Here is a 19338-nt window from a genome sequence, read left to right as displayed (position 1 = left end):
ATGATTTAGCTTTACAAAGTACATGATTAAGTTTTACTTAATAACAAATTAAAGTTAGCTTTGTTTATACTTTAATGGTGATAATATCCTTAAGCTTTGTAGTATAACAAGGGGAAAGCATCTCTTGCCGCATTGTCCATTTCTTTTTACCCTGACAACCTAACCGTATGGTATGCTGGCCGTACTGCCTATTCATGACATCCAAAACTTTCATTAATGCATCATGCCTTTTATCCCGATTATCAAATAGAGTGATCTGCTCGATGTCATCAGGACTAAAATTTGAAACTATTACACCCGCCTTTTTATAGGCATAGCCTTCCCTAAATATTCGCTTCAACGCAACGGTAGCGTATTTAGATAACTCAATAGCAGAATTTGTTGCAAAGGGTAAGTCTAATGTTATTGAGTTCTGATACTGATCTTGCTCTGTTCTAAATCTATTGGTCATCACAAATACAGTGATGGAACTACAAAAGGACTTCTGCCTTCTTAACTTCTCGCTGCATGATGTTGCAAACGTAGATACACGTTCTTGCACATCCTCAAACTTTGTGTAATTCAAATCAAAGCTACGCGTGCTGGCAATATTCTTTTTGTTCTCCACCTCTTCTAAATCCAGGGTCGGTATACCTGACAAGTCACGTTTTAACCGTAATCCAACAATAGAGAGATTCTTTTGTACCCACTGATCACTGAGCTTGGTAAAGTCATACGCGTTATCAACTCCAAGCTTGAACAAGCGCTTTGCATGTTGCCTGCCAATTCCCCACACATCTTCAATATCTAACCATTTAAGTGCTTTTTCAATTTGATTAGTTGTACGCATAACATGACATCCTTTGGACAGTTCTGGATATTTCTTTGCAATTCTATTGGCTACTTTTGATAGTGATTTTGTGGGTGCTATCCCCACACTTACCTGAATACCGGTATTATCGAATACTTCCTGACGCATTTTAATACCATACTCCTTCAATTCCAAAAAATCATAGCCATCAAGCTTCATAAAGCACTCATCAATACTGAATATCTCCTGATCAATACAGTAATTAGAAAGAGTTTGCATGACCCTATTGCTCATGTCACCATACAAGGCAAAATTTGCGGAAAATACTTGAACATTATGCTTTTTAAATAATTCAGTATACTGAAAAGCTGGAGCTCCCATGGGGATACCGCAATCCTTAGCTTCATTACTACGCGCTATCACACAACCATCATTATTGGATAAAACCACAATGGGTAAGCCAATCAGGTCGGGCCGAAATACACGCTCACAAGAAGCGTAGAAATTATTACAGTCAATTAGTGCATACATTGCTAAAATGCTTTAATAACATGAGTCACCACACCCCAGACAATAAAATCATTATCCTTGGTAACCCTTATAGGCGAGTAATCCTCATTTTCAGGCATCAAGATAATTTCATCTTTTCGAATTAAAAGGCGTTTAGCTGTAAACTCACCATCAATAAAACATATAGCAATACAGCCATCGGTAGGCTTAATACTTTTATCAATTACCATGATATCTCCATCATCAATACCTGCATTTTTCATGGATACTCCACGCACACGACCATAGTAAGTAGATAGTGGATGTTTAACAATTTCTTTGTTGAGATCTATTTTAGTATCCTCAAAATCTAAGGCAGGACTTGGGAAGCCTGCACTAATTCCACTTTCTATGTAAGGAAGAAATAAAGATTTAGGAATGTCTACTGTATATAACTCAATTTTCATTCTGCAATTTTACTAAATATATTAGCAAAATGAATGTCAAAAAATGAAATTGATAATTATGAATAAATTAACCGCGATATTGGATAGTTAAAACAAGGTGTTCTCTACGGGCATATCCTTACCTAATGGGGGTAAACCATCCCATTTAAATGGATCGTAACGATGCTTATTATCAGGTCTATTAGGATACCCTCTTAATGTATATACGGGATGATAAATTAAATCATTTGGATTTATTTCATAATGAAATATGGCATGCATATCATCTTCCGATAAATTATCCGATAGCCATAGCTTTTCTAAATCTTCCGGCAAAAACAAGGGCATACGGTGTTTATTAGGACCATCGTTATGTATTTTTGACATCACATCATTTGCAACTCGTGTCAACATACCAAAGCTGCCGACTTTCTCTATTACACCATCGTTATCAAGGGTTTCATGCTATTGATAAAGACCAGGCAGATAAAAAATATCACGGTCTTTCTCTGCAATGTAGTAAGGTACTTTCTTCTTCCAGCCACTAATCTTACGGTGTTCATAGGTTCCCGATACAGGAATTAAGCAACGTTGATTACGAAGTCTATACCAAAATGATTTCTTATCATCCAAAATACGTTCACTGCGTGCATTAACCATACTGCGTCTTCTGTCATCCTGCAGTTTTTGATCCTGAATATAGGTTGGTAATACACCCCATTCCATTTCTAGCAGTGCTATTCCTTCCCCTCCCTTATCCTTCATAATAATTGGATATTCAGGAAAAGTTATTGCTTGAACATTTTCGAAATAGTCGTAGTTATACTCTTTCTTTTTACGCTCATCCCTTATTTTAGGATAAGAATTGTTTACAAGCTCAATGTCCGTATGTAATGAAATATCCCAACACATAAATCAGATTTTAGGTAATTATTTTATTAAATCGTAAGCATTCACTTTTTTTCGAACTCCAGCACTTTCAATAATAGCTTTTACACGCCCATATTCTAAAGTAAATAAGATATCAATTTTGTCTGTTCTTTTAAACCTAGTATTACAACGTAAATAATTAACGATTTTAGAATTATAATGTTTTAACATACGTTTTTCCCAATCTAAATTCTTTATTTTATTAAGGAAAATACGGTAACCAGAATTCGCTTTAAGAAGTTTTTCTATTTTTTCAAAATCATCTGGAATATGTAAGGCCTTTCCTTCTTTTACATCCAATTCAAGGGCATGTACCAATGCATGATTTTTATTTTCATAGGCGGATATCAAAAAACCTTTACCTTGATTTACACCTGGCCATTCAAACTTCTGCAACACAAAATCACTATAACCGCGCGCAAATAAATCCTGGTAAAATTTAAGTGTTATTTGTTCAAATGGTATGTATGGCATTACTATCTAAATTAATCAAAAAAATTTAATAAATAATTTCTATTACTAACGCATATAAGTTGAAACAACATCTAAAGTCAAACATATATATTAAATAAAATTTGTTCGTATTTATGACTGTATATATAAATAATACGTTGTCATATAAATCATTAGATTACCCAAATTCACAACTTTTGCAAGCGCTAACCAAACTAATAAAAAATTAATGTTTAAAAAAAATTACATTTAATAGCTTTTATACCTATATAATTTGAATTATATTTATCCTGCTAGCCAGATTTAAATTGAATAGTTCAACCTAAAATAATCTAAAAGATCTTATTAATTATTAAAAAGAACATCTGGGAGATCCCTATATTTTCCAATTTAGTATAATGCCCATTAGACAATCATAATAAAATAATATATATACATATATGAATTATATCCCCTCAGTGACACGCTACAAAAATATGCAGTATAGGAAATGTGGTAATAGTGGACTTAAATTACCCGCACTCTCACTTGGTTTATGGCATAATTTCGGTCATGTTAATAATTTTCAGACCAGTAAAAATCTAATTTTTACTGCATTTGATTATGGAATTACACATTTTGATTTAGCAAACAATTATGGTCCTCCACCAGGATCAGCAGAAGAAAATTTTGGACGAATTCTTAAACATGAATTTTCATCTTTAAGAGATGAATTAATCATATCAACAAAAGCTGGCTATACTATGTGGGAAGGTCCTTATGGAGATTGGGGGTCAAAAAAATATTTAATATCTAGTCTCGATCAAAGTTTAAAAAGATTACAGCTTGATTATGTTGATATATTTTATCACCATCGTTTTGATCCTGAAACACCGTTGGAAGAAACCATGGCGGCTCTTGATTTAATAGTGAGACAGGGAAAAGCTTTATATATAGGTATTTCTAATTACTCAGGAGAACAGACAATACGAGCTAATGAGATTTTGAAAAAGTTAGGAACACCTTGTATTATAAATCAACCCAAATACTCTATGTTTGAACGTGAACCAGAGAAAGACTTGATAAATGTATTAGATAGTGAAGGTATTGGATGCATTCCTTTTTCACCGCTTGCTCAAGGATTACTTACTGATAAATATCTAAATGGTATTCCTTCAGACTCTAGAGTGGCTACGAGTGGTATTTTTTTAAATGAGCAAAGTATCACGGAGGATAAATTAAAAAAAATAAGACTTTTAAATGAATTAGCCTTAGGTCGAGGACAAAAGCTTGCACACATGGCATTAGCATGGCTATATAGAGATCCACGAATTACATCTATACTTGTTGGATCAAGTAAGCCGGAGCAAATAACAGACTCACTTAAAGCATTAAATAACTTTGATTTTAACGAAAGCGAATTAGAAGAGATAAATAAAATATTAAACTGCTGATTTGACAAAATGTAAATTTAATATATAATTGATCAGTTTCTTTAAAACTAAAAAACTGATCAATTATAAAATTTGAAAAAAATATTAATACATACGCAGCATCCTATTGCTCTTCGCAATACTGGTGGTGTAGCAAATACTAAGAGTCATTGATAATAGTAGCCGCACAGAGGTATTTACAAATTTTTCCCAAAATAATTATCGTTTCTCAATACAAACTTTAAACCTAACAAGGTATTTACAATCTAATACTTTTGATTTGACTATTTTTGCAATTAAGTATTATCCAATTGAATATGCATTATATAAAAACACTCATATTTGTCATTGCATTATTGCCGTCATTTTTACTTGCGGACACGTATCCTGAAGTTATTTTTGATAATAGTATCGTAAAAGGTTCCTATGCTAAAAGTCAGGTTTCCTACTCAGGGCAAAGTTGGGTCGAGAATGTCAATAAGCATTTATTGGTATCAGATTCATTGTTTTTTACACCAGGAAATTCTCTATCTTTAAAGTATCTTTCGAATGCTAACGGTGATTGGGAAACTTATATTAATTATAGCAGACAAAAGTATAATTATACGGTTGATGATTCAGATGTATTAAATCTGAGAATAAATATACAATCCAATAAAACTACTGTAAAAGATTTACCTAAAATATTTATTAGACAGCATCATGCATCCACGGATACACTTTCGTTGGAACCATTTATAGCTAAAATCGAGCATAATCAATGGATTCATATACGTATTCCAGTTAAGAATTTTAAAATTTCAAATTACCAAACCCCTATTTTGGGAATTGGCTTGACCCAACATGCTGCTTCTAATAATTATCATCATATTTTTGTTGATCAAATCGAATTTTTGCCAAATAAGTATTCTGAAATCCCCTTACAATCTGGTGCTATTCTAAGTTCTGTCAAAGGGTATGATAAATCTGTTCATTTAAGCTGGCAACTTCCATTAACGCCGAGTATCCGCTATATAAAAATATATCGTTCACAAGACGGAAAAACATTCAATCCAGTAAGTATTAGACCAATCCACATGCAATCGTGTTTGGATATTGTGCCATTAGTTGGACAAAAATACTTTTACAAAATTGCTTGGGTTGATTACAATTACAAAGAGTCTCCTACCTCAGCAGTAAAAGAAGTTGAGACAACAGCCTTGGATGACAAAGAAATACTTAAACTTGTTCAATTGGCAAACGCAAATTATCTTGTTGAAAATTTTGATATCAACAGTGGTATGTATATGCCTTTCAGGTCAAAAAATAAAGTAGTAGTTTCCACAAAAGAATCTGCTGGGGCTATTCTTTCTTTAATCGTAGGTGTTGAAAATGAATTTGTAAAACGTCAAACTGCGTTAAATAGAATTTCTAAAGTTGCATTCTTTTTATTAAAGTCCCAAACTAAAAATGGTTTTTTTGCTTCTTACTATGATGCTCGAAAAGGTATTCCAGAATATAGAAATGATAAAGCAATCTATGATGTAGAGGCGACAGGATCCATCATTGAGGCATTACTAATAGCCAGAGAATACTTTAATGAAAACAATGAAGCAGAGAGTGATTTACGTAAACGTATAACACAGCTATACCAACAAGTAAATTGGACCGCGATTAAACATGACGAAGTATTCTTGAAATCCAAGCTTTCATTAGTAGATGAAAAAAATGATAAGGACAAACCACTATCCGGCATTGAGAATGCAATTAATACCTATTTGTTAGCTATTGGCCATTCGAAATACGCTATTCCATCCTCAAGTTATTTTGATGCTGTATATAATAGATTCGAAAAAATAAAGCAAGATACTACACAGTCAATAAATCCATACTTCTATAATGAATCCATTATTCAAGACGAATTTCATGCTTTACAAACAAAACAAAGAATAGATACTACAGTACAAATTTCTGTATTAAATCCTACTACACTTTATGGCGTGTATTTACCTTTTGGTAAACTTAATCACAGTCTATTAGACTTATATAAGCCTTTTCTAACTATACGACCATCGATTATCAATGATTCATTAATTAATTGGAATGAGACACTCCATAATTATTTGCATTATGTAAAACGCAGAGATAACGAGATAGGTTTAGGTGCAAGTAATAGTGATATATGGGGTTTTTACAAAAACAAAGACAGTGTCTCTGAATATAAGATAAATCCCGCTATTGGCCCCTCCTCTATCAGTATTGATAAGTCCATTGGTACTAAAGCTCTAATAAATCTTTACAAGCAATATGGAAACATTTTATTTACCGAATATGGATTTCGTTCATGGCTTGATTTACAAAATGATGATGTTTCGGATGAATATATCTCGGCCAACCAAGTTGCAATTGCCGTCATGATTGAAAATGCCAACACGGGTCTGATATGGAATTTATATGAAAAAATTCCAGAACTAAAATCCGCTCGTGAAGCTTTATTCAGTAAGGGTAAATAATGAAGGAAAAATAATTATCTTAGTAAAATACATAACAGTTATATTTTATACATGAAAAAATTACTAGTACTCTCTTTTTTAGCTGGCGTATTTACGCTCAATGCATGTAAGCAACAACAGTTAACTATTCTCCCTGGTGCAGTAGTAAGTAAAGATGGAACAGACGATGGATTAAAAAACGTGAAAACTGAATTTAATGATGCATCTAGAACAGATGAAGGCATTAAGTTTTCGTTATCCTCAGACGTATTGTTTCCAACTAACTCATCATACTTGACAGAGAAAGCTAAAACTGAGCTTAATAAACTAGTTAAAATATTGAACCAAGATAGAAGTAAGAATATTCGTGTAGATGGTCATACTGATGCAACAGGTGAGGTAAATTATAATGTTTGGTTGTCAGAAAAGAGAGCTGCTTCAGTTAAAAAATATTTGGAAGATGGTGGAGTAACGGGTAGTCGAATTACGACTAAAGGATTAGGTCCAAATAAACCAATCGCTGATAATAAAACAGCAGACGGCCGCCAAAAAAATAGACGTGTAGAAATTATAATTTTAAATTAGTTTTCAAATTCATATATAATACGAGACGCCCAACAAATATTATATGTTGGGCGTCTCGTATTCAAAAATTCTAAGCTTATTGCTTTAAAGCATCCAATTTATCCTGAACAGCTTTTGCTTTATCTTCTACTTGCAAGAAATCATATACACTTTTCAATCCACGCAATGCACTTTCATTATTTGATTCTAATTCAACAACTTTACTAAAGTACGCTTCAGCAGGTTTAATTTTCTCCTTCAACGCATTCACTTTCGTATTATATTGATTATTTGTCAAAGCTTTATCTGCATTAATCTCACTAAGTTCATCTTTTATAATATTTACTAAAGTCACTCCTGCATTTATATTCGCATCAACATAAGAAGGGTCAATTTCTATAGCTTTTTTGTAAGCTTCCAATGCTTTCTCTGAATTCTTTAAAGATGATTCTGCTATGCCTAAATAAAAATACAATGTTTTATTTGTAGGCTCTTTAGCAATTTGTGAATTTAATTCATCTAAAATACCTGTAGTGTTACCCAATGCAATATTGTAATTTATATTTTGATTTGCTATCTCATTATCTTCTGGATACATTTTTGCTGCCATACCAGCATATTTGATTGCATTGGTAGTGTCGTTCAATGACAAATACAAATTAGGAATATCTTTTACAATTTTTTTATGTTCAGAATAGTCTTTTCTGTCAATTAATGCTAAATACTTTTCTAATCCCTTTTGGAAATCTTGACTCTGAACAGCAGCGATACCAGCATAATAAGTCAAAGTTGTATCACCTGGCATATAATTTAATGCGTCATTGAAAGAAGCATATGCTCCTGTGAAATCTTGTTTTTCCCAAGCTGCAACACCTTTGTTAAAACTGAAAGCATATAAATTATGCTCACTGTTTTTAATGTTTTCCTCTTGCTTTTTGTCTTTATCTAAACTTCTTGCCGTAACAATAGCCTGTTTGGCTAAATTAATCTGCTCTTCATTATTATTATCAGCACCAATATTTCCATATACTAACGAATATATTGTCCAAGCTTCTGCTGACTCCTTTGTTTTATCATGTAAAACAGCAGCATCAATTGCTTCCTTTGCAGTGTTGATATAAGAAGTTCCTAACTGTGGAGTACCAGCTTGCTTAACTTCAAAATATTTTTGAAAGTTTGTTTGAGCCTTTTTTACATTTCCTGTTTGAGCAAATAATGAACCTGCCGAAACGAATATGGCTGAAAAAATAAGTCCTTTTTTAATGTTCATATGTTTAGTATTTAATTATTCGAAATTTGATTTAAAAGCGTTTTAACGCGATCTAATTGTTCTTGATCATCAGATGTTTCGTAAAACAAAGAAAGTCCTTTCAATGCATTCTCAGCATAAGGGCGAATACCATTTGCTTTTAATAAATAATTTTGTGCAGAATACTGTGCCTCTAAATTATCTCTGTTCGCTAAAAATTCATTTAAATGTATTAATCCCAATGCTAAATTTGCATCATAGTTGCTATCATCCAAATCTAAAACTTTTTCATAATATTTTTTAGCTTCTGCAGTATTACCTACGTTGTCATTTGCAAAACCTGCCAAGTAATACAAATCCAGATTATCTGGTTCGTATTTAATAGCTTCCGCAATTATTGGCGTAATGGCCTGATACGTTTTATTCTCTGCAAATGCATCAATTAATAAAAATAGAATTGTTTTGTCGTCTGGATAAATCTCGCGTGCCTTTTGCAAAGTACTCAGATAGTTCTGATTATCGTTATTCGATTTATACAGTTTTGCAAGCGAGATGTAGGTTAATGGCTCAACCTCTTCTCCAACTACTAGCTTTTTATAATAATTGATTGCTTCTTCTGTCTTGCCAGCCTCAGCAGATAAAAAAGCTAAATTACGCAACACATCTTCAGACTGTGAACCTAATCGTTCGACTTCCAAAAAGCTCTTGTACGCATTTTCATATTCTTTTTTCTCCACTTCCTTATTTGCCTTATAAATATAGGCAGCAAGTAAGTTTTGATTGACGTAATTCAACTCGTTTTCGTAGTTGTGGTAATCTTTCTGACGAATACGCGTAAGTGCATCTTTTGTTACGTCTATATGATCTTTATCTCCTTTGATTTTACGGGTTGAGTCTGCATATGCCAAAGAGCTATAAACCATTGCACGCAAAATATTATTCTTTCTGGACGAAGAATCTCTCTTAGTTTTATAAGCGGCATCAATAAATTTTTTGGCATTTTCCAATTCCTTTATATCACCTTTGATAGTATACCGTGCAAAACTGTTGGAGCTCTCTTTATAATTAGATTGCGCAACAACAGTTGTGCCTAAGCATACAAATAATAATGAAGCGGTAAGTGCTCTCATATTTTTATTTATTCTTCTGAGTCAGTATTATTTTCTTGATCTACAGTTGAATCTTCAGTGCCTTCTATTTCCTCTATTTCTTCTTCCTCTTCACGCGCTACTTTAGTAATTGATGCGATTTCATCATTCTCTTTTAATGTAATCAAACGAACACCTTGTGTTGCACGTCCCATCACACGTAATGTGTCTACACCAATTCTAATTACAATACCAGACTTATTGATAATCATTAAATCATCATTATCAGTCACTCCTTTTATTGCAACTAATTCACCTGTTTTCTCCGTAACACTAATTGTTTTTACTCCTTTACCACCACGGTTTGTAATGCGGTAATCGTCGATATCAGTACGTTTACCGTAACCTTTCTCTGAAACAACTAATACAGATACTTCCGAACTATCAACACTAATCATGCCAACTACTTCGTCTTTTTCATTCGCAAGTGTAATACCACGCACACCAGTTGCTGTACGTCCCATTGGTCTTACCGTTGATTCATTGAATCGGATTGCTCGACCAGAGCGCAATGCCATTACAATTTCACTTGTTCCGCTAGTCAAACATGCTTCAATCAATTGGTCACCTTCATTGATGTTTATCGCGTTAATACCATTTGCACGTGGACGTGAGTAAGCCTCCAATGAAGTTTTCTTAATAGTACCTTGCTTAGTACACATGATGATAAAGTTGTTTTCCAAGTATTCTTGGTCTTTCAAGTTTTTCACCAAAATGTAGGCTTTAATTTTTTCTTCTTTCGGAATATTGATAATGTTCTGCAATGCACGACCTCTTGAAGTACGACTTCCTTCCGGAATTTCAAATGCACGTAACCAGAAACAGCGTCCCGATTCGGTGAACAACAACATGTAGTTATGTGCTGTAGCCGTAATAATATGCTCTGTAAAGTCTTCGTCACGTGTATTAGATCCGATCGACCCCTTACCACCGCGACCTTGACGTTTGTATTCAGATAATGGTGTACGTTTTACGTAACTATTGTGTGAGATAGTGATAACGATTTCCTCATCATCGATGAAATCTTCCATTGTCATATCTTCAGCTGAATGCACTACAGTAGAACGACGCTCATCACCGTATTTATCTTTAATCTCGATTAATTCATCTTTGATGATTTTGTAACGTAAACTTTCATCAGCTAGTATCTGCTTCAAGTATTCAATTGTTTTCATCAATTCAGCGTATTCGTCTTTGATTTTATCACGTTCTAGTCCTGTTAGACGACGTAATGTCATATCTAAGATCGCACGAGCCTGAATGTCTGTAAGACCGAATTTTTCCATTAAGCCGACGCGAGCTTCTTCTGGTGTTTCCGAATTACGAATCAATTTGATCACTTCATCCAAATGATCTAACGCGATTAAATATCCTTCTAAGATATGTGCGCGCTTCTCTGCTTCGGATAATTCATACTTTGTACGGCGAACGATAACATCATGGCGATGCTCAACAAAAACCTCGATCATGTCCTTCAAGTTCATCATCATAGGTCTGCCTTTAACAAGAGCAATATTATTTACCGAAAACGAGGTTTGAAGCGAAGTATATTTGAAAAGATTATTTAAAACGACATTCGCATTTGCGTCGCGTTTTACTTCGTAAATGATACGTACATCTTTAGCTGATTCGTCACGAATTTCTGAGATACCTTCCAGTTTTTTCTCATTTACTAATTCAGCTGTACGTTTAATCATATCTGCCTTATTCACCAAATAAGGAATTTCCGTCACAACGATTATTTCGCGACCAGCTTTAGTCGTTTCGATTTCTGCCTTTGCACGCATTACAATACGTCCACGACCAGTTTCGAATGCTTCACGGACACCATGGTGACCGTAGATTAAACCACCTGTTGGGAAATCAGGAGCCTTAATATGTTGCATCAATTCAGAGATTTCAATATCTCTGTTATCTATATATGCAATCGTACCATTTAATACCTCAGTTAAATTATGCGGTGCCATATTAGTGGCCATACCTACAGCAATACCTGATGCACCATTCACTAGTAAATTAGGAATACGTGTTGGTAGAACAGTAGGCTCTTTCAATGAGTCGTCAAAGTTAAATTGAAAGTCAACTGTATCTTTATTAATATCAGCTAACATTTCTTCAGCAATTTTGCGAAGGCGTGCCTCTGTATAACGCATAGCTGCTGGAGGATCCCCATCCAATGAGCCGTAGTTACCTTGACCATCTACCATCGGATAGCGCATAGACCAATCCTGAGCCATACGCACCATAGCATCGTATACAGAAGAGTCTCCATGTGGGTGATATTTACCCATAACGTCACCCACGATACGTGCCGATTTTTTAAAAGGCTTTCCTGAAGTTACGCCTAACTCTTCCATACCGTACAAAATCCGTCTATGTACGGGCTTCAGACCGTCTCTCGCGTCTGGTAATGCACGAGAAACAATTACGGACATCGAATAATCGATGTACGCAGATTTCATCTGGTCTTCAATATTGATTTTCACGATCCTGTCGTTAGCAGGAACTAAATTATTTTCATTTTCTGTTTCTTCAGCCATATTTTAAATAGGAATCTGTAAACTAATTTTATGCTACGAATTATTACAATACGATACCTTGCGAAGGTACAATTTTTTATCGACAAAAAGGTGATTTGAGCGAATTAAACTTAGCATTTATTACATGGTTTGTAGTTCAAATTTACAGGCATAAATCTATGGAATTTAAAAGATTATGAAGTATCATTCTATTAAGCTTAAAGATCATTTTGATATTTAAATTTTACAAAAAAGTAATAAATGATGAATATTTTACAAGGAATACTATTTTATTTTGCTAATAAATCAAAAAAGCTGTTATATTTGCCTGAAAAATTAAAGCAAACACAAACAACAATGAAACATAATTTTGGAGCAGGGCCATGTATATTACCTCAAGAGGTATTTCAAGAGGCTGCAAAAGCAGTTCTTGAATTCAATAATACAGGGTTATCGATATTAGAAATCTCTCACCGTTCTAAGGAGTTTGAAGAGGTTGTAGCAGAGACGGAGAGTTTAGTTCGTGAATTATTAAATGTTCCAGAAAATTACTCCGTGCTATTTTTGCAAGGTGGAGCTAGCCAACAATTTGCGATGATACCAATGAACCTTTTACCTGAAGGTGGTAAAGCGGCTTATTTGGATACTGGTGTTTGGGCGAGCAAAGCGGCTAAAGAAGCAAAAAACTTTGGGCAAATCGAAATCGTTGCGTCTTCAAAAGATAGCAACTATACATACATCCCTAAGGATTTCGAAATTCCTGCGGATGCAACATACTTCCATTACACTTCAAATAACACAATCTACGGTACAGAAATTTTTGAAAAGCCAAAAACCTCTATCCCTACTGTGGTAGATATGTCATCGGATATATTGAGTAGAGAAATCAATGTCGCAGATTTTGATTTGATCTATGCAGGTGCTCAAAAAAATATGGGTCCTGCTGGTGTTACTCTTGTAATTGTTAAAAATGATTTATTAGGAAAATCAGGTCGTACAGTCCCTAGTATTTTCAATTACAACGAACATATCAAAGCAGGTTCAATGTATAACACCCCTCCTGTTTATTCAATCTTTGTTTCTATGTTGAATTTACGTTGGTTGAAAGCTAAAGGTGGTATCAAAACTATTGAGCAAGAGAATATCATCAAAGCACGTACATTGTACGATGAAATAGAAAGAAATCCTTTCTTCAAGGGTACAGCGGCAGTAGAAGATCGCTCTAGAATGAACATTACTTTTGTAATGGACACACCAGAATTAGAAGCGGAATTCTTAGCTTTGGCAAAAGAACGTAATTTAATCGGTATCAAAGGCCACCGCTCAGTAGGTGGTTTCAGAGCTTCTGTGTACAATGCTTTGACAATTACATCTATCAATGCTTTGGTAGACGCTATGCGTGAGTTTGAGGAAAGTCATAAATAAAAAAAATACTATAAATGAAAATATTAGCCAATGATGGGATTGATCCTATCGGTAAAATTATATTACAAAATGCTGGTTTCACTGTGGATACAGAACACATTCCACAAGCAGAGTTAGCAGAAAGATTAAACGAATACGATGCTATCACGGTACGTAGTGCAACGAAAGTTCGCAAAGAATTAATCGACGCTTGTCCAAATATTAAAGCTATCGGACGTGGTGGTGTAGGTATGGACAATATTGACGTAGATTACGCACGCTCCAAAGGTATTGCTGTTGTAAATACACCAGCTGCTTCATCACATTCTGTTGCAGAATTGGTGTTTGCTCACTTATTAACTGGGGTGCGTTTCTTGCATGATTCAAACCGTAAAATGCCTGTAGATGGCAATGTGAATTTTGCAGGTTTGAAAAAACTTTACGCTGCTGGTGTTGAGCTGAAAGGTAAAACATTAGGTGTTGTAGGTTTTGGTCGTATCGGTCGCGAGACTGCTAAAATTGCTTTAGGTGTAGGTATGGATGTCGTTTATTACGATTTATTCGAAGGTCCTAAAGCGTTGACACTTGATTTTTCAGGAAATGTTTCTGTTGATATTCCCGTAAAACAAGTGGAATTAAAAGATTTATTCGCTGCTTCTGATTTTATATCTGTTCACGTTCCTTTCTTAGAAAAACCAGTTATTGGTAAAGAAGAATTCGAATTATTAAAAGATGGCGTAGGTCTTGTTAATGCTTCTCGTGGTGGTGTGATTGACGAGTTGGAATTAATCAATGCTTTGAACTCAGGTAAAGTTGCTTTCGCAGGTTTAGATGTATTTGATGATGAGCCAAATCCACGTATCGATTTATTAAAACACCCGAAAGTATCTTTGACACCGCATATCGGTGCTGCAACGAACGAAGCGCAAGAGCGTATCGGCGAAGAGTTAGCACAATTGCTTATTGAAAACCTGAAGAAGTAATTCTTCCGCATAAAACATATGCGGCACAAGCGCTTTTTTAAGCATTTTGTGCCGCATTTTTGTATATGTATATTTGTGAAATTTATTTTAACGTAGCTAAAAATATTTACTAATTATAACATGAAAGTTTTAAAATTTGGTGGTACTTCAGTAGGAAGTGCAGCACGCATCAAAGGGTTGCTGGATATCGTAAACCCAAATGAGCGTCAAATCGTAGTATTATCTGCGGTTTCAGGCACTACAAATGCCTTAGTAGAGATTTCTCAAGCATTCTCAGATAGAGATAAATCAAAGGCTTTAGATTTAATTAAAGCACATAAAGATAAATACGAAGATTTAATAAAAGAACTTTTTGCTTCAGCAGAAGGTTTACAAAAAGGTAAAGAGCTCATCGATTATCACTTCAATTTAATAGCTGATTTCGGTAACCATGATGTCTTCACTCCTACGGAAGAAAAGAATATTTTGGCTCAAGGCGAATTACTATCAACTACTTTATGGCATTTGTACTTGTCTGAAATAAATATTCCTTCTGTGTTATTGCCAGCGTTAGATTTCATGAAAATCGATGATGACAATGAGCCAATTGTAGAATATATCACCGAAAAATTAACGCCATTTTTGGAGCAAAATTCTGAAAACAAATTATTCATTACGCAAGGGTTTATTTGTAGAAATTCATTCGGTGAGATTGATAATTTGCGTCGCGGTGGCTCGGATTACACAGCATCGTTGATTGGCGCAGCTATCAAAGCAGATGAAGTTCAAATTTGGACAGATATCGATGGTATGCATAACAACGACCCACGCATCGTGACAGGCACAAAACCAATTGCAAATTTGAGTTTTGATGAAGCTGCTGAGTTGGCTTATTTCGGAGCAAAAATTTTACATCCACAATCTGTATTTCCTGCACAAAAATACAATGTTCCGGTTCGTTTGTTAAACACAATGGATCCAACCGCACAAGGAACTTTAATTTCTAAAAATGGAGCGGAAAAAGGTTCTATTCGTGCGATTGCGGCCAAAGATGGCATCACAGCTATTCATATCCACTCTTCGCGCATGTTGTTAGCTTATGGTTTCTTGCGTAAAGTATTCGAAATTTTCGAACGTTATAAAACACCAATCGATATGATCACAACTTCAGAAGTTGCCGTTTCTCTATCCATTGATGACACGAGCAATTTGTTGGAAATCATTAAAGAAGTAGAATTGTTTGGTAAAGTTGGTGTTGATGAAGGTCAGACTATAATATGTGTAGTTGGGGATTTTGGAGCTAACACGCATGGTTATGCAGCACGTGTATTAGACGCAGTAAAACATTTACCAATCAGAATGATTTCATATGGCGGATCAGATTATAATGTTTCCATTTTATTGGACACAAAACATAAAACCGAAGCATTACGTTCATTACACAATAGATTATTTTAACTGCTAGAAATCTACCATGTTTCAAAATAAACACATTCAAGAGAGTTTAAGTAAGCAAGAGACGCCATTTTATTTTTACGATTTAGAATTACTAAATCGCACATTGGATGCTGCAAAGAAAGCTGCTGATAAACGCAATTTTCATATTCATTACGCTCTAAAAGCAAATTTCAATGATCGAATTTTGTCTGTCATACAATCAAAAGGTTTTGGGGCGGACTGTGTAAGTGGGAACGAAGTTGAAAAGTCTATTGAAGTTGGATTTCCTGCCGAAAAAATAACTTTCGCTGGTGTTGGAAAGTCAGACAAAGAAATTATTGCTGCACTAAAACATAAGATTTTCGCTTTCAATGTGGAATCCATTCAAGAATTGGAAGTTATCAATGAACTTGCGGAACAAATTGGTGAAAAAGCAAATGTTTCATTGCGTATCAACCCCAATGTTGATGCACATACGCATCATTACATTACAACAGGTTTGGACGAAAACAAATTTGGTGTTCCTAATTCAGAACTAGAAAAAGCTGCTTCAGTGATTAAGAACTGTGCAAATATTAACCTTATAGGTTTACATTTTCATATAGGTTCGCAGATAACGGATATGACGGTTTTCAAAAGTTTGTGTGTGAAAGTAAATGAGTGGAAAAACTTCTTTGAAGAGCGCGGAACATACATCAAAGTGATCAATGTTGGTGGTGGTTTAGGTGTGGATTATAAAAATCCTGACGAAAATCCAATTCCTGATTTTGAAGCTTACTTTGATGTATTCGATAAATTTTTGGAACGTACAGCTCAACACGAAGTGCATTTCGAATTAGGAAGAGCTTTGGTAGCACAATGTGGAACTTTAGTTAGTAAAGTTCTCTATACTAAAAGTGGTGTTAAGAAAAATTTTCTAATCTTGGATGCGGGCATGACTGAATTAATGCGTCCAGCATTGTATCAAGCATACCATAAGATTGAGAAAATCGCTGAAGCATCAGCGACAGACAAAATTCAAAACTATGATGTCGTTGGTCCAATTTGCGAAAGTTCGGATTGCTTTGGTAAAGAAGTAGAACTTCCTGTAAGCAAGCGAGGCGATTTGATAGCTATTCGTACTGCTGGTGCTTATGGTGAAGTAATGGCTTCCAACTATAATTTACGCAATGAGATAAGACATTATTTCAAGGAGAATTAATAAGAATTTATTATGATTTTAAAAGTCCAATCACCTTACGATTGGACTTTTTTAGTAATACAGCAAGCAATCAAACTTCTTAGCCAGATAGTTGTTCTTTATATAGACTAATTACTCATCATTATGCAAGAAGAAAGAAATGAAAAAGAAGAATGGGAAGGAAAAGTCCCAGAAGTAGTTAATGAAGAAAAGGACGACAAGCCTGCGGGTAAAAATATAATACTTGTAATTCTTATTGCGATTATTATACTGGCTATAATTTATTATTTCTTCTTTAGAGACACGGATAATATGTTTAGCTAATTTTTATAGTGATTTTACTATACAACGTTATAGTAAAATCACTTTCCAAGCTGATATAATATCATTAGCTGCAATATATTCTTTCGCTTTTTCTTGAAGGTGGATATCTCGAGTTGATTCATCACCAATAAAAGCATTTGTCAACTCTTGAATAATTGGCTCCATACGAAAATTATCTACTTCGATTTCTGACGGAAGAACATCCAAACTTGCTAATTTCTCCTTTTCCTCCAAAGTAAATACCGAAGAATTTCTTACAAATGCAGGTAAATTAGTATATGACATTATTTTATCTTCTCAATAATTTTATCTGCAAACTCGCTTGTTTTCAACAATGTTGCATTCTCCATTAGATTATAAAAATCAACAGTAACTGTTTTATCTTTTATAGTTTGGGACAATGCCTCAACGATACTATCAGCTGCTTCTTGCCAGCCCAAATATTCCAACATCATTACACCACTTAATATCACAGAAGAAGGATTCATTGTATTTGTATTCGCAAAACGAGGTGCCGTACCGTGTGTGGCTTCAAAAATAGCATGACCTGTATTGTAATTAATATTAGCGCCAGGAGCAATACCTATTCCACCTACCATAGCTGCCAATGCATCTGAAATATAATCTCCGTTAAGATTTAATGTTGCTATAACAGAAAAATCTTTTGGAGCTAACAATATTTGCTGTAAAAAGTTATCAGCAATCATGTCTTTAATAATTATTTTCCCTGACAGCTCAGCTTCTTTCTGTTCTGCATTCGCGAATTCTTGACCCTTATCTGCTTTAGTTTTTTCCCATTGACCCCAAGTATACGTTAAACCCGAGAATTCATATTCGGCTACATCGAATCCCCATTGCTTAAAAGCACCTTCCGTATATTTCATGATATTACCTTTGTGGACAATAGTTACCGAAGGTAAATTATGTGCTATTGCATGTTTTATAGCAGAACGAACCAATCTTTTTGAACCTTCTTCAGAAACGATTTTAATTCCAATTCCTGTATTGGTATTAAATGAATAATCAACATTCAAGTCATTTAACAAGAAATTTTGCAATTTTTGCGTATCAGCTTGACCAGCTGTAAATTCTATTCCAGCGTAGATATCTTCAGTATTTTCACGAAAGACAACCATATCTACGTCCTGTGGACGCTTCACTGGCGATGGCACGCCCTCATACCATTTCGTAGGACGAAGACATACATATAAATCCAACTCTTTACGCAAAGCAACATTCAGCGAGCGAATACCACCACCAATTGGTGTAGTTAAAGGACCTTTGATGCCAACAAGATATTCTTTGAATGTTTTTAATGTCTCTTCAGGCAACCAGCTTCCAGTTTCATTAAAAGCTTTCTCTCCTGCTAAAACTTCTTTCCAAATAATCGAACGATTACCTGCATACGCTTTATTGACAGCAGCGTCAAACACTCGTACCGAAGCATTCCAAATATCAGGTCCAATTCCATCGCCAATAATGAATGGTATAATTGTTTTGTTAGGAACGTTTAACTTCCCATTTGCTCCCATTGTGATTTTTTCGCCCATGATAAATAGT

General features: G+C 34.6%; 16 protein-coding genes and 1 pseudogene. 8 read left to right on the top strand and 9 right to left on the bottom strand.

Annotated features, from left to right (window positions below; all coding sequences use genetic code 11):
• Positions 1 to 64 precede the first annotated feature (64 nt).
• The 4 genes and pseudogenes from GOQ16_RS05585 to GOQ16_RS05565 all read right to left on the bottom strand — a co-directional run bounded on the left by GOQ16_RS05585 (position 65) and on the right by GOQ16_RS05565 (position 3129).
• Complete coding sequence (locus GOQ16_RS05585; protein ID WP_160068397.1) at positions 65 to 1321, bottom strand: Y-family DNA polymerase; 1257 nt, start codon at positions 1319 to 1321, stop codon at positions 65 to 67.
• Positions 1322 to 1323: 2 nt separating this feature from the next.
• Positions 1324 to 1746, bottom strand: a complete 423-nt coding sequence (locus tag GOQ16_RS05580; protein ID WP_160068396.1) for a LexA family protein — start codon at positions 1744 to 1746, stop codon at positions 1324 to 1326.
• 87 nt (positions 1747 to 1833) lie between these two features.
• Positions 1834 to 2637: pseudogene (locus GOQ16_RS18110) on the bottom strand (SOS response-associated peptidase).
• 18 nt (positions 2638 to 2655) lie between these two features.
• The gene (locus GOQ16_RS05565) at positions 2656 to 3129 is read right to left on the bottom strand and encodes a hypothetical protein (protein WP_160068393.1); all 474 of its coding nucleotides are present in this window, start codon (positions 3127 to 3129) and stop codon (positions 2656 to 2658) included.
• A gap of 419 nt (positions 3130 to 3548) precedes the next feature.
• On the opposite strand from GOQ16_RS05565, the gene mgrA reads away from it, so the two are divergent.
• The 3 genes from mgrA to GOQ16_RS05550 all read left to right on the top strand — a co-directional run bounded on the left by mgrA (position 3549) and on the right by GOQ16_RS05550 (position 7576).
• Complete coding sequence (gene mgrA / locus GOQ16_RS05560) at positions 3549 to 4541, top strand: L-glyceraldehyde 3-phosphate reductase (RefSeq protein ID WP_160068392.1); 993 nt, start codon at positions 3549 to 3551, stop codon at positions 4539 to 4541.
• 296 nt (positions 4542 to 4837) lie between these two features.
• The gene (locus GOQ16_RS05555; protein WP_160068391.1) at positions 4838 to 7012 is read left to right on the top strand and encodes a glucoamylase family protein; all 2175 of its coding nucleotides are present in this window, start codon (positions 4838 to 4840) and stop codon (positions 7010 to 7012) included.
• 51 nt (positions 7013 to 7063) lie between these two features.
• Positions 7064 to 7576, top strand: coding sequence for an OmpA family protein (locus tag GOQ16_RS05550; protein ID WP_160068390.1), 513 nt, complete (start codon positions 7064 to 7066; stop codon positions 7574 to 7576).
• Positions 7577 to 7652: 76 nt separating this feature from the next.
• On the opposite strand, the gene GOQ16_RS05545 is transcribed toward GOQ16_RS05550, so the two are convergent.
• The 3 genes from GOQ16_RS05545 to gyrA are packed head-to-tail and all read right to left on the bottom strand — an operon-like array spanning position 7653 to position 12492.
• Complete coding sequence (locus GOQ16_RS05545; RefSeq protein ID WP_160068389.1) at positions 7653 to 8825, bottom strand: tetratricopeptide repeat protein; 1173 nt, start codon at positions 8823 to 8825, stop codon at positions 7653 to 7655.
• 11 nt (positions 8826 to 8836) lie between these two features.
• Complete coding sequence (locus GOQ16_RS05540; RefSeq protein WP_160068388.1) at positions 8837 to 9934, bottom strand: tetratricopeptide repeat protein; 1098 nt, start codon at positions 9932 to 9934, stop codon at positions 8837 to 8839.
• An 8-nt stretch (positions 9935 to 9942) separates the two neighbouring features.
• Positions 9943 to 12492: a DNA gyrase subunit A gene (gyrA, locus tag GOQ16_RS05535; protein WP_160068387.1), complete on the bottom strand. Its 2550-nt coding sequence runs from the start codon at positions 12490 to 12492 to the stop codon at positions 9943 to 9945.
• A gap of 336 nt (positions 12493 to 12828) precedes the next feature.
• Between gyrA and serC the strand changes: the two genes are divergently transcribed.
• The 5 genes from serC (at position 12829) to GOQ16_RS05510 (ending at position 17778) form a co-directional block, all read left to right on the top strand.
• Positions 12829 to 13896 (top strand): 3-phosphoserine/phosphohydroxythreonine transaminase, encoded by a 1068-nt coding sequence (serC, locus tag GOQ16_RS05530; protein WP_149913696.1) that lies wholly within the window; start codon positions 12829 to 12831, stop codon positions 13894 to 13896.
• 14 nt (positions 13897 to 13910) lie between these two features.
• Complete coding sequence (locus tag GOQ16_RS05525) at positions 13911 to 14858, top strand: D-2-hydroxyacid dehydrogenase (protein ID WP_160068386.1); 948 nt, start codon at positions 13911 to 13913, stop codon at positions 14856 to 14858.
• 120 nt (positions 14859 to 14978) lie between these two features.
• Positions 14979 to 16295, top strand: coding sequence for an aspartate kinase (locus GOQ16_RS05520; protein WP_160068385.1), 1317 nt, complete (start codon positions 14979 to 14981; stop codon positions 16293 to 16295).
• A 16-nt stretch (positions 16296 to 16311) separates the two neighbouring features.
• Positions 16312 to 17475, top strand: a complete 1164-nt coding sequence (lysA, locus tag GOQ16_RS05515; RefSeq protein ID WP_160068384.1) for a diaminopimelate decarboxylase — start codon at positions 16312 to 16314, stop codon at positions 17473 to 17475.
• 123 nt (positions 17476 to 17598) lie between these two features.
• A complete protein-coding gene (locus tag GOQ16_RS05510; protein WP_160068383.1) occupies positions 17599 to 17778 on the top strand; it encodes a hypothetical protein in 180 nt (59 codons plus the stop codon).
• Positions 17779 to 17805: 27 nt separating this feature from the next.
• Here the strand turns inward: GOQ16_RS05510 and GOQ16_RS05505 are convergent, their stop codons facing one another.
• Together GOQ16_RS05505 and icd are read right to left on the bottom strand one after the other, a co-directional pair.
• Positions 17806 to 18063, bottom strand: a complete 258-nt coding sequence (locus GOQ16_RS05505; protein WP_160068382.1) for a hypothetical protein — start codon at positions 18061 to 18063, stop codon at positions 17806 to 17808.
• A complete protein-coding gene (gene icd / locus GOQ16_RS05500; RefSeq protein WP_160068381.1) occupies positions 18063 to 19328 on the bottom strand; it encodes an NADP-dependent isocitrate dehydrogenase in 1266 nt (421 codons plus the stop codon). Before icd ends, GOQ16_RS05505 begins: the two co-directional genes overlap by 1 nt.
• Between the last annotated feature and the right edge of the window lie 10 nt (positions 19329 to 19338).

Origin of the sequence: Sphingobacterium bovisgrunnientis (assembly GCF_009829085.1) — a bacterium.
Taxonomy (GTDB): domain Bacteria; phylum Bacteroidota; class Bacteroidia; order Sphingobacteriales; family Sphingobacteriaceae; genus Sphingobacterium; species Sphingobacterium bovisgrunnientis.
The sequence above is the reverse complement of the archived record's forward strand: the minus strand, read 5'-3'. Positions and strand labels throughout refer to the sequence as shown.

What these genes read in the sequence shown, in the direction of transcription:
- GOQ16_RS05585 (WP_160068397.1), bottom strand. Translation starts at nt 1,321, where the DNA reads ATGTATGCACTAATTGACTGTAATAATTTCTACGCTTCTTGTGAGCGT.
- GOQ16_RS05580 (WP_160068396.1), bottom strand. Translation starts at nt 1,746, where the DNA reads ATGAAAATTGAGTTATATACAGTAGACATTCCTAAATCTTTATTTCTT.
- GOQ16_RS05565 (WP_160068393.1), bottom strand. Translation starts at nt 3,129, where the DNA reads ATGCCATACATACCATTTGAACAAATAACACTTAAATTTTACCAGGAT.
- mgrA (WP_160068392.1), top strand. Translation starts at nt 3,549, where the DNA reads ATGAATTATATCCCCTCAGTGACACGCTACAAAAATATGCAGTATAGG.
- GOQ16_RS05555 (WP_160068391.1), top strand. Translation starts at nt 4,838, where the DNA reads ATGCATTATATAAAAACACTCATATTTGTCATTGCATTATTGCCGTCA.
- GOQ16_RS05550 (WP_160068390.1), top strand. Translation starts at nt 7,064, where the DNA reads ATGAAAAAATTACTAGTACTCTCTTTTTTAGCTGGCGTATTTACGCTC.
- GOQ16_RS05545 (WP_160068389.1), bottom strand. Translation starts at nt 8,825, where the DNA reads ATGAACATTAAAAAAGGACTTATTTTTTCAGCCATATTCGTTTCGGCA.
- GOQ16_RS05540 (WP_160068388.1), bottom strand. Translation starts at nt 9,934, where the DNA reads ATGAGAGCACTTACCGCTTCATTATTATTTGTATGCTTAGGCACAACT.
- gyrA (WP_160068387.1), bottom strand. Translation starts at nt 12,492, where the DNA reads ATGGCTGAAGAAACAGAAAATGAAAATAATTTAGTTCCTGCTAACGAC.
- serC (WP_149913696.1), top strand. Translation starts at nt 12,829, where the DNA reads ATGAAACATAATTTTGGAGCAGGGCCATGTATATTACCTCAAGAGGTA.
- GOQ16_RS05525 (WP_160068386.1), top strand. Translation starts at nt 13,911, where the DNA reads ATGAAAATATTAGCCAATGATGGGATTGATCCTATCGGTAAAATTATA.
- GOQ16_RS05520 (WP_160068385.1), top strand. Translation starts at nt 14,979, where the DNA reads ATGAAAGTTTTAAAATTTGGTGGTACTTCAGTAGGAAGTGCAGCACGC.
- lysA (WP_160068384.1), top strand. Translation starts at nt 16,312, where the DNA reads ATGTTTCAAAATAAACACATTCAAGAGAGTTTAAGTAAGCAAGAGACG.
- GOQ16_RS05510 (WP_160068383.1), top strand. Translation starts at nt 17,599, where the DNA reads ATGCAAGAAGAAAGAAATGAAAAAGAAGAATGGGAAGGAAAAGTCCCA.
- GOQ16_RS05505 (WP_160068382.1), bottom strand. Translation starts at nt 18,063, where the DNA reads ATGTCATATACTAATTTACCTGCATTTGTAAGAAATTCTTCGGTATTT.
- icd (WP_160068381.1), bottom strand. Translation starts at nt 19,328, where the DNA reads ATGGGCGAAAAAATCACAATGGGAGCAAATGGGAAGTTAAACGTTCCT.